The sequence below is a fragment of the Streptomyces sp. NPDC037203 genome, assembly GCF_055605065.1.
This window is the reverse complement of the sequence record NZ_JBVJUC010000004.1, coordinates 30,032-45,000: the sequence shown is the minus strand read 5'-3', so window position 1 is coordinate 45,000 and position 14,969 is coordinate 30,032. Positions and strand designations below refer to the sequence as shown.

The following is a 14,969-nucleotide window of genomic DNA, read 5'->3' as shown; positions in this document are numbered from 1 at the left end:
TTCAGCGGACGTAGTTCTTGAGGATCTCCGTGTCCAGCTCGAAGCCGACCGGACCGGGCAGGGAGACCTTCTCGCCGAACTTGGCGACGTGGAGGTCGCGGTAGCCACCGACCCGCCGGTCCGGTCCGCTGTGCACGGTGACGGTGCAGGAGTCCCGGTCGATCAGCAGGTATACGGGGATACCGCACTGCCCGTACGCGGTCGGCTTCTCGTGCCGGTCCCGCCGGTCGGTGTCGGAGTCGTACGAGGTGACCTCGACGACCATGAGCACGCCCTCGGGGCCGGCCCACTCACCGTGGCCCGCGAAGTGGCCTTCGGGTACGAGCAGCGCATCGGGCCTCGCCCGGCCGTCCCGGTATGCCTCCACCTGAAGTCCTCGACCCTGGTACAGGTCCAGGTCGGGCCTCGCCTGCATACAACGCCGTGCAAGCCAGGTCACGATGGTGTCGTGATCTCCGTCCGCCACCTTCTTGACTCCGATCCGTCCGTTGATGAACTCCAACGTGACGGTCTCGGGAGCGGCGGAGGCGATCGTTTCGAACTCCTGCACCGACATCTGAGACGTGCGCTCGGCCATAACCGTCATGTTGCACCCCCTTCCAGGCGGAAGCCAGTGTTGCCCGCCCCCGGCCGCGCGGCGTGGATTCCGCCGGTGCTCACCCACACGAGTGAGTGCGCATAAGCTCCCCCCATGCCCCCGGCCAAGAAGCGTGCCCGTACCTACGACCCCGTCCGCACCCGTGCCGCGGTCCTCAGCCAGTTCGGTGCGGTGCGGGACGCCGTACGCGGGCTCGGCGAGGAGCAGTTGGCGGGCGGGACCCGGCTGGCGGGCTGGTCCGTGCGGGAGTTGGCCGTGCACATCGGGATGGCGTTGACGGCCGTGCACCGGGCGCTCGCCCTGCCCGAGCCGGCCAGGGCGGATGCCGTGCTGCTGGACTGGCCGTTCGCCACCGCCGCCGACGCCGCCGCCATCGACGCGTACACCCGGAACCTCGCCGCCGAGCACCCCGACCTCGACGCCTACCTCGCGGACGTCGATGCGTCCCTGCGCGATCTGCTCGCCGAACACCCCGGCAGCCGGCTGCTGACCACCAACGCCGGTGCCCTCTCCCTGGACGACTACCTGGTCACCCGAGCCGTCGAACTCGTCGTGCACACCGACGACCTGAACGCCGCCGTGCCGGGGCTCGACGTGCCGTACGACCGCCAGGCGCTGGCCGCCACCACCCGGCTGCTCGCCGACGCGCTCGCGGCGAAGGCGCCCGGCGGGTCCACGGAGGTGCGCGTGCCGCCGTACGCCGTGGTGCAGTGCGTGGCGGGGCCCCGGCACACCCGCGGCACCCCGCCCAACGTGGTGGAGACCGACCCGCTGACGTGGGTACGGCTCGCCACCGGGCGGCTGGACTGGCGGACGGCGGTGGCCGACGCCAGGGTCAGCGCGAGCGGGGAGCGGGCCGACATCGGGGCGCTGCTGCCGGTCATGTCCTGAAGGGGCCGGGGAGAGCCGGGGGAACCGGTGGGGGCGACCGGCCGTCGTATCCGTATGAAACGGACGAAAACGACCGCCGTCGCCGCCCTTCTCCTCCTCCTGGCGGTGGCCTGTGGCGCCGCACCCGCGCACAGTGGAGCGGTGACCGCGGAGGAACCCCTGACCGGCGTCGAATGGCGCGTCGTGAGCGTCACCGCCGAGGGCGCGACGCACCCCGCGCCCGCCGCCGCCCGGCTGCTCGTCCGCGACGACGGAACCGCCTCCGGCAACCTCGGCTGCAACAGCTTCAGCGCCCCGGTCACCGTGCACGGCGACCGTGTCACCTTCGGGCGGCTGCGCACCACCAGGATGGCCTGCGACGCAGCCCGGATGGCCTTCGAGCGGCTGCTCGGCGGACTGCTCGGCGGCCGGACACTCACCGGCGTACCCGACCACGGCGAACTCACGCTCACCACCAGTCACGGGGACCACGTCACCCTCACCCGCAGCACGCCCGAATGATGTGCGACACCTCACTCACGCATCCGGCCAAACCGCCCGGCGGGCGGTTCCGGGCGGCACGCGTGAGCCCCGGATTCCGCCGGACTCGCCGCACTGACCTGCGTAGACGCGGAAACCGACAAGGTGATCCGCAGGTCACCCGGCCGTGACGACCGCGTATCCCCAATTCGGACCAGTGGTCGACCTCGCCTACACTCGGTGCCGTGCCACGTGGTGACGGTCGACTCAATCACGACCTGCTCCCCGGAGAGAAAGGCCCCCAGGACGCGTGTGGCGTCTTCGGTGTCTGGGCTCCGGGTGAAGAGGTCGCAAAGCTCACGTACTTCGGGCTCTACGCCCTCCAGCACCGGGGTCAGGAATCCGCGGGAATCGCGGTCAGCAATGGCTCCCAGATCCTCGTCTTCAAGGACATGGGCCTGGTCTCCCAGGTCTTCGACGAGACCTCTCTCGGTTCCCTCCAGGGTCATATCGCGGTCGGACACGCCCGCTACTCGACCACCGGCGCCTCCGTCTGGGAGAACGCCCAGCCGACGTTCCGCGCCACCGCGCACGGCTCGATCGCGCTCGGCCACAACGGCAACCTGGTCAACACGGCGCAGCTCGCCGAGATGGTCGCCGAACTCCCGAACGAGAACAACAGCCGCTCCAGCCGGGTCGCGGCCACCAACGACACCGACCTGCTCACGGCGCTGCTCGCCGCCCAGGTCGACGAGGACGGCAAGCCGCTGACCATCGAGGAGGCCGCGCAGCAGGTCCTCCCGAAGGTGCGGGGCGCCTTCTCGCTCGTCTTCATGGACGAGCACACCCTCTACGCCGGCCGCGACCCCCAGGGCATCCGCCCGCTGGTCCTCGGCCGCCTGGAGCGCGGCTGGGTGGTCGCCTCCGAGTCCGCCGCCCTGGACATCTGCGGCGCCAGCTACGTCCGCGAGATCGAGCCGGGCGAGTTCGTCGCCATCGACGAGAACGGCCTGCGCAGCTCGCGATTCGCGGAAGCAAAGCCGAAGGGCTGTGTCTTCGAGTACGTGTACCTGGCCCGCCCGGACACCGACATCGCCGGCCGGAACGTGTACCTCTCCCGCGTGGAGATGGGCCGCCGGCTCGCCGAGGAGGCCCCGGTCGAGGCCGACCTGGTGATAGCGACCCCGGAGTCGGGCACCCCGGCCGCCATCGGCTACGCCGAGGCCTCGGGCATCCCGTTCGGCGCCGGACTGGTCAAGAACGCCTATGTGGGCCGCACCTTCATCCAGCCCTCGCAGACCATCCGCCAGCTGGGCATCCGGCTGAAGCTCAACCCGCTCAAGGAAGTCATCAAGGGCAAGCGCCTGGTGGTCGTGGACGACTCCATCGTGCGCGGCAACACCCAGCGCGCCCTGGTGCGCATGCTCCGCGAGGCGGGCGCCGCCGAGGTGCACATCCGCATCTCCTCGCCGCCGGTGAAGTGGCCCTGCTTCTTCGGCATCGACTTCGCCACCCGCGCGGAACTGATCGCCAACGGCATGACGATCGACGAGATCGGCACCAGCCTCGGCGCCGACTCGCTCGCCTACATCTCCATCGACGGCATGATCGACGCGACCACCATCGCGAAGCCGAACCTGTGCCGCGCCTGTTTCGATGGCGAGTACCCGATGGAGCTGCCGGACCCGGAGCTGCTCGGCAAGCAGCTGCTGGAGACCGAACTGGCGGCCGGTCCCGCAGAGACGGCCGCGGCCGACGCGATCCGTCGCCCGTAACACCCCCGCAGTACGACACGAAAGCTCTCACAGTCATGTCTGAGACAACTGGTGCCAGCTACGCAGCGGCGGGCGTCGACATCGAGGCGGGCGACCGCGCCGTCGAGCTGATGAAGGAGTGGGTCGGCAAGACCCGGCGCCCCGAGGTCCTCGGCGGCATCGGCGGCTTCGCCGGACTCTTCGACGCCTCCGCCCTCAAGCGCTACGAGCGCCCCCTGCTCGCCTCCGCCACCGACGGCGTGGGCACCAAGGTGGACATCGCCCGCCGCCTGGGCGTCTACGACACCATCGGCCACGACCTGGTCGCCATGGTCATGGACGACATCGTGGTGTGCGGCGCCGAGCCGCTGTTCATGACCGACTACATCTGTGTCGGCAAGGTCCACCCCGAGCGGGTCGCCGCCATCGTGAAGGGCATCGCGGAGGGCTGTGTGCTGGCCGGCTGCGCCCTGGTGGGCGGTGAGACGGCCGAACATCCGGGTCTGCTCGGCGAGGACGACTTCGACGTCGCGGGCGCCGGTACGGGCGTTGTGGAGGCCGACCGGCTGCTCGGGCCGGATCGCATCCGCAAGGGTGACACCGTGATCGCCATGGCGGCCTCCGGGCTTCACTCGAACGGGTACTCCCTGGTCCGGCACGTCCTGCTGAACACGGCGGGTCTGGCCCTGGAGTCGGAGGTGGCCGAGCTGGGCCGCACCCTCGGCGAGGAGCTGCTGGAGCCCACCAAGATCTACTCGCTGGACTGCCTGGCCCTGACCCGTACGGCCGATGTGCACGCCTTCAGCCACATCACCGGCGGCGGCCTCGCGGCCAACCTGGCCCGTGTGATCCCGGACGGGCTGCACGCCGTGGTCGACCGCGCCACCTGGACGCCGGGCGCGATCTTCGACCTGGTCGGCAGGACCGGGCACGTGGAGCGCCTGGAGCTGGAGAAGACGCTGAACATGGGCGTCGGCATGATGGCGATCGTCCCGGAGGAGTCCACCGAGGTGGCCCTCGCGACGCTGGCCGACCGGGGCGTCGAGGCCTGGGTGGCCGGCGAGATCACCGAGCGCGGCGACAAGGAGAGCGGCGCGGAGCTGGTGGGGGACTACGCGAACTGACGCCTACGGTGTGCTGCCCGCGGGAACCGCTCGCGGGTAGCACAGAAGCCGGTCGGTGGCTGTGCCACCGACCGGACTTGTGCTCAGTGCTAGGTCAAGCGCCGCGACGATGTTGTGAAGGGCCCTCGTCCTCGTCCTCGTCGTCCTCATAGAGGTCGGCGTAACGGGAGTAAAGGTCGTCCTCGTCATCGTCATCGTCCTCGAACGGCTCGCCGTTCGGCGGCTGGCTCGAAGTTGATGCGCCCAGTTCACTGGCCAGACGTGACAGGTCAGTCCCACCGCTGTTGTACTTCAGCTGGCGGGCGACCTTTGTCTGCTTGGCCTTGGCCCGGCCGCGCCCCATGGCTCGACCCCCTCGGTGACGGGGCTCGACGGCCCCAGAGTCTGACACGCGTTCATGATCTGGATCGGACTCTCCATGGAGAGGCCGGTCCGTAGGGCTTCCACGGTACCTGAGCCCGCGCCCATACGGTACGTCGCCCGCAGCACGCGCGTGTGCACAGAACCTTCGAGGTGCCCTGTCCTCGCTGGTCAGTGGCGATTTTAACCACTTATCGGGGAGCGACCCGCCGAAGGAAGTGAGAGTTCTCTCGAACCCGCCCCCGGCGGGTACCGCTCATGTGTGCGAAATCATGCGCGCGAGGCCCTCCGCGCGGTGCCCGGCCCGGCGCTCCGCGTGGGGCTTCAGCGCCCGGCGCGGCCCGCGCGTGCCTCGGCCATCCGCTGCTCGGCGATCCGGTCGGCCGCCGCGGCCGGCGGGATCCCGTCTTCCTTCGCACGTGCGAATATGGCCAGCGTGGTGTCGAAGATCCTCGCCGCCTTCGCCTTGCACCGCTCGAAGTCGAAGCCGTGCAGCTCGTCGGCCACCTGGATGACTCCGCCCGCGTTCACCACGTAGTCCGGCGCGTAGAGGATCCCGCGGTCCGCGAGGTCCTTCTCCACCCCCGGATGGGCGAGCTGGTTGTTGGCCGCGCCGCACACCACCCTGGCGGTGAGCACCGGCACGGTCTCGTCGTTCAGGACGCCGCCGAGCGCGCAGGGCGCGTAGACGTCCAGGCCCTCGACGCGGATCAGCGCGTCGGTGTCGGCGACCGCCCGCACACCCTCGTACTGGTCGAGGATCCGCTGGACGGCGTCCGGGCGGACATCGGTGATGACGACCTCGGCGCCCTCGTCCAGCAGGTGGCGCACCAGGTGGTGGCCGACCTTGCCGACCCCGGCGACACCGACCGTGCGGTCGCGCAGCGAGGGGTCGCCCCACAGGTGCTGGGCGCAGGCGCGCATGCCCTGGTAGACGCCGAAGGAGGTCAGCACCGAGGAGTCGCCGGCGCCGCCGTTCTCCGGGGAGCGGCCGGTGGTCCAGCGGCACTCGCGGGCCACCACGTCCATGTCGGCCACATAGGTGCCGACATCGCAGGCGGTGACGTAGCGACCGCCGAGGGAGGCGACCATCCGGCCGTAGGCGAGGAGGAGCTCCTCGGTCTTGTCGCGCTCCGGGTCGCCGATGATCACGGCCTTGCCGCCGCCGTGGTCCAGACCGGCCATGGCGTTCTTGTACGACATCCCGCGCGCGAGGTTGAGCGCGTCGGCGACGGCCTCGGCCTCGGTGGCGTACGGGTAGAAGCGGGTACCGCCGAGAGCGGGGCCCAGGGCGGTGGAGTGGAGCGCGATGACGGCCTTGAGGCCACTGGCGCGGTCCTGGCAGAGCACGACCTGCTCATGACCGCCCTGCTCCGAGTGGAACAGGGTGTGCAGGACATCAGCAGGCGCGCCGGTTACGTCGGTCACTGTGGTGACTCCTGTGTACTAGCGGCGGGTGGGGTCAGCTCCCGTGTGGGTGGCGGGGGCTGGTGGCATGAGCGTAGAGCCTGCGTCCGGCCGCCGTCCGCGCAGTGCTCAGGATCACTCGCACGGGCTCACCGAGCCCTGCGGACCGTGGCACGATTTGCAGTGTTTCCAGCCGGGTCCGATGGGGAGGGAGCAGGCGTGCCGAAGGTGTCCTCCGTGGTCGTCCCCTATGCCGCCTACCTGCGCGTGTACGAGCCGCTGGGCGCTTTCCCGGAGCCGGAGCGCGGCCACTGGGCGCGCTACGCCCGCCGCCCGGACCGGCCCTCGTACCAGGACGAACTGCGCCGCTCCCTGGCCGACTTGGTGCCGACCCCGCCCATCGCGGTGCCGGTGCACGAGAGCGGCGACGCCTTCGTGCTGGAGGTCGAGGGGGTGGTCTGCGTATGTCCCTGGCGGACCCGGCTGCGCGGTTGGCAGGCGCTGGAGGAGCTCGGCGACGAGCTGCCGCCGCCGGTGCTGGACGCCGTGCTGCCGCCGGTGGTGCGCCGGCAGGCGGCCCTGGACTACGAGCGCTGGCTCGGCCGCAACCCGGACGCCCGCCCGTGGATCCGCACGGCGACCTGGCAGGTGCCGGTGAACTGGTTCGTGCTGGTCGCGGACGAGGAGCGGCACTACGACAAGGGGAGCGCCGAGGAGCCCCCGGCGCTGCGCTACCGCACGCCGATGGTGCAGGCCCGGCGCCGGGTGGCCAGGGCGCTGCGCACCCTGAAGGAGGCCGTGGCGGAAGGGCCGCTGATCGACGGCCTGCTCGACATCGGCCGCTGGCTGGAGGACTTCCATCCGCGTTCGCTGGTGGAACTGGACTACGGCGGTCTGGTGCATGTCCTGCCGGCCGACGAGCTGGCGGACGACCACTCGGCGGCGGACGTGGCCGAGGGCATCGAGGCGCTGCGCCAGGGGGACGAGGTGGCGGCCGGGGAGGCGTACGCGCGGCTGGTGGAGCGGTGGCGTGCGGTGCGGGACCGGCGTTCGGCGAACTGACGTTCAAACAGAATCCGCCAGAACGTGATCTGCGCCACAGCTGACACGGCGCTCAACGGCGTACGGTCAAGCGCGTTTCCTTCATCTGACGGGGCGTCGGCCCCGATCCGGGCTTTTGCGTCAAGGATGCCCGAAAGGTGATGGACTGCACGTACGGGGCCCTTGCGCCTCTTCCCCCTCCTCATGCCAAAATAGGACAAGGAGTCCGGGGAGGGTTCCTTCCGTCCAAGTGTGGTGCACTATGGGCGGAATCTCTGCATTGCACGCTTTGGGGGGTCTGGTGCCTCCTGATCGCCCTGTGACTGATCGTCACGGTGGCGTGACTGTCCGCTATGGCATGGTCCATCGGCTTCCGTCGCTGATGAACACCTGGGAGGGCAATTCCGTCGGTTTGGCCGACCGGGCTGGACAGATGGTGTAGTTGTAGTGCCGAGGACAAGCCGTTCGTCCTATAACCGACTCGACTCGCGTCCGCCATTTCGGGCAACGCGGGTCAAGGTGCAGAATTTAGAGGAAAGAACCGAGAAGGTTCGGTTCTCCCGAGGAGGCCGCTCATGACCGCTCGCACCCCTGATGCCGAGCCGCTGCTGACCCCGGCTGAGGTCGCCACCATGTTCCGCGTCGACCCCAAGACGGTCACGCGGTGGGCGAAGGCCGGCAAGCTCACGTCGATCCGCACGCTCGGCGGGCACCGCCGCTACCGCGAGGCCGAGGTCCGCGCCCTGCTCGCGGGCATCCCGCAGCAGCGCAGCGAGGCCTGACCGAGCAGCGGAACAACTGAATACAGGGCGAAACGGCAGGCCCCCCAACCTGCCGAGGCGCCCGAAACCCTAGCTTCAAGCGACGCGGGACCTGCCCCAACAGGCCCCACGCCCGAGCCGAAGAGAACGTTGTAGGCAAGCGACACAGGGTGCGTCGTCGATCGCGCTGGACTCCGCCGGGTCCAGCGCGATCTGTTTTGTGCGCTGGTCGGTGGAGGGGTGGGGGGTCGGGCGGGTGCGTGGGGTGTACTTCGGTATGAGGTGCAATTGCACATATTAAATTGACCCGTTGTAGGACGGGTGTAAGTTCCGCACCACTGAAAACTTATGCGGTGACACCCGTCACATGCCGGACCACTTGTTGCCCCGGGCGCCGGTGAGCTAATGGAATCGACGGTTCCAGCGTCCGCTGCGCGAACGGGAGTTGGAGGCGCGTGCCGGTCACGCCGTACGGGATCGCCGGCCCCCGGTCCGCTCTGCGGGGCCGGTGCGCCCCGGCGGACCCCGTCAAGGCCGCGCGGCACCAGGAACCGCCCGGAAGCGCCCAGAGACAGACGGACGGGCTTCCGGGAGGGCGTGCCGACTCCCGCTGCTCTCAGGGCCTTTGAGACGGTGCGGCGGCGCCTGCACGACCGGGCGGCGCCGGGCATGAAGTAAGGCCCGCAATCCTCAAGGGATGCGGGCCTTACTTCTACTGCGGTCCTGACGGGATTTGAACCCGCGGCCTCCACCTTGACAGGGTGGCGAGCACTCCAAACTGCTCCACAGGACCAGGTTTCGCGGCGCTTCGCTTGGTGCGTTGTGCTGCGAGATGAGACTGTACAGGAGGTGAGGCCGCCTGGTCGAACTCACCCCCTGTGAGCGTCCGGTCACGGCGCGACGGCGTCGATCGCCTTCGTGATCCGCTTGTCCGAGACGGGGTACGCAGTCCCCAGCGCGTGCGCGAAATAGCTGACCCGCAGCTCCTCCAGCATCCAGCGGATGTCCAGGACCTGCTGCGGAACCGGCCGCCCCTTGGGGAGCTGCTCCAGCAGCCAGGCGTACTCGTCCTGCATCTCGTGGACCTTCTCCATGCGCGTGGTGTCCCGCTGCACGTTCGCCGGCATCTGCTGGAGCCGCCGGTCCGCCGCCACCAGGTACCGCATCAGATCCGGCAGCCGCCGTATCCCCGCCCAGGTGACGAATCCGGGCTTCACCAGCGCGTCCAGCTGCTTGCGGACGTCCGTGAGGTTCGCGAGCAGCGCCGGGCTGCGGACGGCCTTCAGACGCCGCTCACAGGCCCCCCACGCGGCCAGCACCTGCTGCACCTGCCCGACCGTGCGCACCGTGGTGTCGACGATCTCGGCGCGCACCTTGTCGTACAGCTTCCGGTACGACTCCTCGTCCCACGCCGGGCCGCCGAAGTCGCCGATCAGCTTGTCCGCCGCGGCCATCGCGCAGTCGTCGAACAGGGCCTGGACGGAGCCGTGCGGGTTCGCGGACAGCCCGAGCTTCTGCTGGTTGCTGAGCTTCTCGGACGCGAACTTGGCCGGGTTCACCGGGATGTTGCGCAGGATCAGCCGCCGGGTGCCCTTCCACATGGCCTCCGCCTGTTCGGCCTCGGTGTCGAAGAGTCGTACGGAGACCGTGTCGCCGTCGTCCACCAGCGCCGGGTAGGCCTTCACCGGCTGGCCGGCCCGGCGGGTCTCGAAGACCCGGCTCAGCGTGCCGATCGTCCAGTCGGTCAGCCCCTCGCGTTCCAGCGCGGGGCCGCCCTCGCGGGACGCGGTCGCCGCCGCGGCCTGGGAGAGGGCCTTGCGCGCCTTCGGCTTCAGCTGCAGCTTCAGCGCCTGGAGGTCCTTGTCCTCGGCCAGCTTCCGGCGCCGCTCGTCGACGATCCGGAACGTGATCCGAAGATGCTCGGGGACCCTGGACCAGTCGAAGTCCTCCGCCTCGAACGGCACCCCGACCATCCGCTTGAGCTCGCGCGCCATCGTCACGGTCAGCGGCTCCTGGAGGGGGACCGCCCGCTCCAGGAAGGCCTTGGCGTAGTTCGGCGCGGGCACGTAATTGCGCCGGATCGGCTTGGGCAGGGACCGGATCAGCTCCGTGACGACCTCTTCCCGCAGACCGGGGATCTGCCAGTCGAAGCCCTCGTCCGTGACCTGGTTGAGGACCTGGAGCGGGATGTGCACGGTCACCCCGTCCGCGTCCGCGCCCGGCTCGAACTGGTAGGTGACCCGGAACTTCAGGGCGCCCTGCCGCCAGATGTCCGGGTAGTCGGCCTTGGTGACCGCCTCCGCGGACTCCCGGATCAGCATCTCCCGCTCGAAGTCCAGGAAGTCCGGCTGCTCGTGCCGCTTGCGCTTCCACCAGGAGTCGAAGTGCGCTCCGGAGACGACGTGTTCGGGGATCCGCTGGTCGTAGAAGTCGTACAGCGTCTCGTCGTCCACCACGATGTCCCGGCGCCGCGCCCGGTGTTCCAGCTCCTCGACCTCGCTGAGGAGCTTGCGGTTGTCGGCGTAGAACTTGTGGTGGGTGCGCCAGTCGCCCTCCACCAGCGCGTTGCGGATGAACAGTTCGCGGGAGACCTCGGGATCGATCCGGCCGTAGTTCACCTTGCGCTGGGCGACGATCGGCACGCCGTACAGCGTGACCTTCTCGTACGCCATCACGGCCGCCTGGTCCTTCTCCCAGTGCGGCTCGCTGTACGTGCGCTTCAGCAGGTGCCCGGCGAGCGGCTCCACCCACTCGGGCTCGATCTTCGCGTTGACCCGCGCCCACAGCCGGCTGGTCTCCACCAGCTCGGCCGACATCACGAACTTGGGCTGCTTCCTGAACAGCGCCGAGCCGGGGAAGATCGCGAACTTGGCGTTGCGGGCGCCCAGGTACTCGTTCTTGTTGCCCTCGCGTACGTCCTTCATCCCGACGTGGGAGAGCAGGCCGGCCAGCAGGGAGACGTGCACGCGGTCGGCGGGCGAGTCCTCCTCGGCGAGGTGGATGCCCATCTGCTTGGCCACGGTCCGCAGCTGGGTGTAGATGTCCTGCCATTCGCGGATGCGCAGGAAGTTCAGGTACTCCTGCTTGCACATCCGCCGGAACGAGCTGGAGCCGCGCTCCTTCTGCTGCTCGCGGATGTAGCGCCACAGGTTGAGATAGGCGAGGAAGTCGCTGGTCTCGTCCTTGAAGCGGGCGTGCTGCTGGTCGGCCTGCGCCTGCTTGTCGGCGGGGCGTTCGCGCGGGTCCTGGATGGACAGGGCGGCGGCGATGACCATGACCTCGCGGGCGCAGCCGTTCTTGTCGGCCTCCAGCACCATGCGCGCCAGACGCGGGTCCACGGGCAGCTGGGCCAGCTTGCGGCCGGTCTCGGTGAGCCGCTTGCGCGGGTCCTTCTCGGCGGGGTTCAGCGCGCCCAGCTCCTGGAGCAGCTGCACGCCGTCGCGGATGTTGCGGTGGTCCGGCGGATCGATGAAGGGGAACTTCTCGATGTCGCCGAGCCCGGCCGCGGTCATCTGGAGGATGACGGAGGCCAGGTTGGTGCGCAGGATCTCCGCGTCGGTGAACTCCGGCCGGGCGAGGAAGTCGTCCTCGCTGTACAGCCGGATGCAGATGCCGTCGGAGGTACGGCCGCAGCGGCCCTTGCGCTGGTTGGCGCTGGCCTGGGAGACCGGCTCGATGGGCAGCCGCTGGACCTTGGTGCGGTGGCTGTAGCGGCTGATCCGGGCGAAGCCGGGGTCGATGACGTACTTGATGCCCGGAACGGTCAGCGAGGTCTCGGCGACGTTCGTGGCCAGCACGATCCGGCGGCCGGTGTGCGGCTGGAAGACCCGGTGCTGCTCGGCGTGCGACAGCCGCGCGTACAGCGGCAGGACCTCGGTGAATCTGTACTTCTTCTTCTCCAGCGCGTCCGCCGTGTCGCGGATCTCCCGCTCGCCGGAGAGGAAGACGAGGATGTCGCCCTTGCCCTCGGCCTGCAGCTCCTCGACCGCGTCGCAGATCGCCGTGATCTGGTCCCGGTCGGCGTCCTCGGAGTCCGCTTCGAGGAGCGGCCGGTAGCGCACCTCCACGGGGTACGTCCGCCCGCTGACCTCGACGATCGGGGCGTTTCCGAAGTGCCGGGAGAAGCGCTCGGGGTCGATGGTCGCCGAGGTGATGACGACCTTGAGGTCGGGCCGCTTGGGCAGCAGCTGGGCGAGGTAGCCCAGCAGGAAGTCGATGTTGAGGGACCGCTCGTGGGCCTCGTCGATGATGATCGTGTCGTAGGCCCGCAGCTCGCGGTCGGTCTGGATCTCGGCGAGCAGGATGCCGTCCGTCATCAGCTTGATGAAGGTGGCGTCCGGGTTCACCTGGTCGGTGAAGCGCACCTTCCAGCCGACGGCCTCGCCGAGCGGGGTGCGCAGTTCCTCGGCGACGCGCTCGGCGACGGTACGGGCGGCGATCCGGCGGGGCTGGGTGTGCCCGATCATGCCGCGCACGCCACGGCCCAGTTCCAGGCAGATCTTGGGGATCTGCGTCGTCTTTCCGGAACCGGTCTCACCGGCGACGATGACGACCTGGTGATCGCGGATGGCCGCCGCGATCTCGTCCTTCTTCTGGCTGACCGGCAGCTGTTCGGGATAGGTGACGGCCGGCACGCGCAGGCGCCGCTCGGCCATCCGGCCCGCTGCCTTGTCGAGCTCGCCCTCGATCTCGGCGAGCACGGCGTCACGGGCCTCGGGCTTGCGGATCTTGCGCGCGCCCTCGAGCCGCCGCCCGAGCCGGTGCGCGTCACGCAGCGACAACTCGGTCAGACGGGCGGCGAGGGAGCCGAGGGCGGGGGCTGGATGCGTAGACATACGCGATCCAGGATCTCACCTCGGCCGAAACGGAGTCGACCGATTTGCCGCCGGCCGACGCCCCGCCGCCCGAAGGGGCGCGGGGCCGTGCCGATGCGCGGCTCCGCCACGTGGGCGCGGGCAACCACCGACGGCCCGCACCCGGCGATCAACAGGCACCCCCCGCGACGAGATGCCAGAGTTCCCCTATGTCCGATTCGCGTACGCCCGATTCGCACTGGACGACGTTCAAGCGGTCCCCGTTCCTCCCCGCCACCGTCCTGCTCCTCCTCATCTCCGCCGCGGCCGGCCTCTTCGCGGGCTCCTACACCTACGCCATGGCGAACCCCACCCCGCACAGCATCCCCGCCGCGGTCACCGGCGCCTACGACAGACCACCGGCGCGCACCTTCCTCGCGGGCATGGAGCACGCCCTGTCGGCCTCGCTGAAGCTGCACCCGTACCCGGACCGGGCGGCGGCCGTACGCGCCGTGGACCAGCAGCGCGTCTTCGCGGTGGTCGACGCCCCCGCGGGCGCCGGCCCGGTCAGGCTGGACGTGTCCTCGGCCTCCGGGGCGACCGTCGCCCAGCTCCTCGGCCAGGCCGCGGCGAGCGTGAGCCGGGCCACCGGGACGCCCGTCGTGCTGCACGACCTCAAGCCGCTGCAGAAGGGCGACCCGCGCGGGCTGGCGATCTTCTACATCTCCCTCGCCGCCGTGGTGATCGGCTTCATCGGCGCGATCCAGCTCAGCGTGCACGCGAAGGCGCTGAATCCGCTGGAGCGGATCGCCTTCACCGTCGGCTACGCGCTGCTCGGCGGGTTCACGATCGCCGCGGTGGTCGACTGGTGGCTGGGCGCGCTGCGGCTGCCGTTCGCGGAGTCCTGGGCGATCCTCGCCCTGACGATGTTCACGTCCGGCATGGTCTTCACGATGTTCAACACCCTGTTCGGGCGCTGGGCCATGCTGCCGACCTGGGGCCTGATGGTGCTGCTCGGCAACCCCTCGTCCGGCGGTGCCGTCTCCTGGCCCCTGCTGCCGTCCGCGCTGGGCACGATCGGCCGCTGGCTGCCGCCCGGCGCCTCGGTGAACGCCCAGCACACCGCCGTCTACTTCCGCGGCGACCAGCACGCCTTTCCGTTCCTGGTGCTGGCCGGCTGGTCTCTCCTCGCCTGCGCGGTCTTCCTGATCTGGCGCCACCGCCATCCGGGCGGCCGCTCGACGGGCCCGGCCAAGGAGGTCGGAACCTAGGGCCTCTCGTTTGGATCTTGCCGGGCTCGCGGGCCCTGGCACCGCGCCCTGATCCGGCCTGATCCAAACGAAAGACCCTGGCGGACCGCGTCCGGGAAACCGGTGCCTAGGAGTTCGGGGCGGGCGCCGCGGGGGCGGGGATCGCGTCGGTCCCCACGGGGGGCGTGACGGCCGCGGGAGCCGACGCGGCGGCCTGCTGCTGGGCCGGGCCGCCGGCCAGGGTCATGGACCGCGCGGTGTTGGACACCGCCTTGATGCCCAGGTACGCGGTGGTCATGCCGCTCACCGCGGTGAAGGCGGCGGTGAGGATGCCGACGATCACCGAGGTGTCGCCCTTGAGCCGCCAGACCCCGACGGCCGCCACGGCGGCGATCGCGACATTGCTGGCTATCACCGCCAGCAGGCCGTACTTCGCCTTGTCCTTTTCGAGCTCGATCTCGGTGCCGCTCATGGTCCCCCCGACCTGGCTGGAGTGCGACGCTGTCGTACGACGACGAAGGCCCCGTTCGT

At 70.0% G+C, this 14,969-nt stretch carries 12 protein-coding genes and 1 tRNA gene; 7 read left to right on the top strand and 6 right to left on the bottom strand.

Annotation, left to right across the window (positions count from 1 at the left end; translation table 11 throughout):
• Position 1: 1 nt before the first annotated feature.
• On the bottom strand, positions 2-586 hold the full coding sequence (locus ACZ7EC_RS13590; RefSeq protein ID WP_471062177.1) for a Uma2 family endonuclease: 585 nt from the start codon (positions 584-586) through the stop codon (positions 2-4).
• A 105-nt stretch (positions 587-691) separates the two neighbouring features.
• On the opposite strand from ACZ7EC_RS13590, the gene ACZ7EC_RS13585 reads away from it, so the two are divergent.
• The 4 genes from ACZ7EC_RS13585 (at position 692) to purM (ending at position 4,826) form a co-directional block, all read left to right on the top strand.
• A complete protein-coding gene (locus ACZ7EC_RS13585; protein ID WP_471062175.1) occupies positions 692-1,489 on the top strand; it encodes a maleylpyruvate isomerase family mycothiol-dependent enzyme in 798 nt (265 codons plus the stop codon).
• 141 nt (positions 1,490-1,630) lie between these two features.
• Entirely contained in the window at positions 1,631-1,990 is a 360-nt protein-coding gene (locus ACZ7EC_RS13580; protein WP_471062173.1) for an META domain-containing protein, read from the top strand.
• Positions 1,991-2,193: 203 nt separating this feature from the next.
• Complete coding sequence (purF, locus tag ACZ7EC_RS13575; RefSeq protein ID WP_471062171.1) at positions 2,194-3,723, top strand: amidophosphoribosyltransferase; 1,530 nt, start codon at positions 2,194-2,196, stop codon at positions 3,721-3,723.
• Positions 3,724-3,758: 35 nt separating this feature from the next.
• Positions 3,759-4,826 (top strand): phosphoribosylformylglycinamidine cyclo-ligase, encoded by a 1,068-nt coding sequence (purM, locus tag ACZ7EC_RS13570; protein ID WP_471062168.1) that lies wholly within the window; start codon positions 3,759-3,761, stop codon positions 4,824-4,826.
• Positions 4,827-4,920: 94 nt separating this feature from the next.
• Here purM and ACZ7EC_RS13565 read toward each other — a convergent pair whose 3' ends face one another.
• Positions 4,921-5,169, bottom strand: a complete 249-nt coding sequence (locus ACZ7EC_RS13565) for a DUF3073 domain-containing protein (protein WP_397985182.1) — start codon at positions 5,167-5,169, stop codon at positions 4,921-4,923.
• A 341-nt stretch (positions 5,170-5,510) separates the two neighbouring features.
• Positions 5,511-6,614, bottom strand: coding sequence for a Leu/Phe/Val dehydrogenase (locus ACZ7EC_RS13560; RefSeq protein ID WP_471062164.1), 1,104 nt, complete (start codon positions 6,612-6,614; stop codon positions 5,511-5,513).
• A gap of 198 nt (positions 6,615-6,812) precedes the next feature.
• Between ACZ7EC_RS13560 and ACZ7EC_RS13555 the strand changes: the two genes are divergently transcribed.
• Both ACZ7EC_RS13555 and bldC read left to right on the top strand, forming a co-directional pair.
• Positions 6,813-7,655, top strand: a complete 843-nt coding sequence (locus ACZ7EC_RS13555) for a DUF8083 family protein (protein WP_471062163.1) — start codon at positions 6,813-6,815, stop codon at positions 7,653-7,655.
• Positions 7,656-8,209: 554 nt separating this feature from the next.
• Positions 8,210-8,416, top strand: coding sequence for a developmental transcriptional regulator BldC (gene bldC, locus ACZ7EC_RS13550; protein WP_003949541.1), 207 nt, complete (start codon positions 8,210-8,212; stop codon positions 8,414-8,416).
• A gap of 697 nt (positions 8,417-9,113) precedes the next feature.
• On the opposite strand, the gene ACZ7EC_RS13545 is transcribed toward bldC, so the two are convergent.
• Together ACZ7EC_RS13545 and hrpA are read right to left on the bottom strand one after the other, a co-directional pair.
• Positions 9,114-9,188, bottom strand: a tRNA-Asp gene (locus ACZ7EC_RS13545).
• 97 nt (positions 9,189-9,285) lie between these two features.
• Positions 9,286-13,230, bottom strand: a complete 3,945-nt coding sequence (hrpA, locus tag ACZ7EC_RS13540; protein ID WP_471062160.1) for an ATP-dependent RNA helicase HrpA — start codon at positions 13,228-13,230, stop codon at positions 9,286-9,288.
• Positions 13,231-13,418: 188 nt separating this feature from the next.
• Between hrpA and ACZ7EC_RS13535 the strand changes: the two genes are divergently transcribed.
• On the top strand, positions 13,419-14,459 hold the full coding sequence (locus tag ACZ7EC_RS13535) for an ABC transporter permease (protein ID WP_471062158.1): 1,041 nt from the start codon (positions 13,419-13,421) through the stop codon (positions 14,457-14,459).
• Between the two features lie 106 nt (positions 14,460-14,565).
• Here the strand turns inward: ACZ7EC_RS13535 and ACZ7EC_RS13530 are convergent, their stop codons facing one another.
• Positions 14,566-14,910 carry a hypothetical protein gene (locus ACZ7EC_RS13530; RefSeq protein ID WP_471062156.1) on the bottom strand — a complete coding sequence of 115 codons (345 nt, stop codon included), beginning with the start codon at positions 14,908-14,910 and terminating at the stop codon, positions 14,566-14,568.
• Positions 14,911-14,969: the final 59 nt, after the last annotated feature.

Excerpts from the sequence above, each read along its gene's own strand:
- ACZ7EC_RS13590 (WP_471062177.1), bottom strand. The coding sequence starts at position 586 with ATGACGGTTATGGCCGAGCGCACGTCTCAGATGTCGGTGCAGGAGTTC.
- ACZ7EC_RS13585 (WP_471062175.1), top strand. The coding sequence starts at position 692 with ATGCCCCCGGCCAAGAAGCGTGCCCGTACCTACGACCCCGTCCGCACC.
- purM (WP_471062168.1), top strand. The coding sequence starts at position 3,759 with ATGTCTGAGACAACTGGTGCCAGCTACGCAGCGGCGGGCGTCGACATC.
- ACZ7EC_RS13565 (WP_397985182.1), bottom strand. The coding sequence starts at position 5,169 with ATGGGGCGCGGCCGGGCCAAGGCCAAGCAGACAAAGGTCGCCCGCCAG.
- bldC (WP_003949541.1), top strand. The coding sequence starts at position 8,210 with ATGACCGCTCGCACCCCTGATGCCGAGCCGCTGCTGACCCCGGCTGAG.
- hrpA (WP_471062160.1), bottom strand. The coding sequence starts at position 13,230 with ATGTCTACGCATCCAGCCCCCGCCCTCGGCTCCCTCGCCGCCCGTCTG.
- ACZ7EC_RS13535 (WP_471062158.1), top strand. The coding sequence starts at position 13,419 with ATGTCCGATTCGCGTACGCCCGATTCGCACTGGACGACGTTCAAGCGG.
- ACZ7EC_RS13530 (WP_471062156.1), bottom strand. The coding sequence starts at position 14,910 with ATGAGCGGCACCGAGATCGAGCTCGAAAAGGACAAGGCGAAGTACGGC.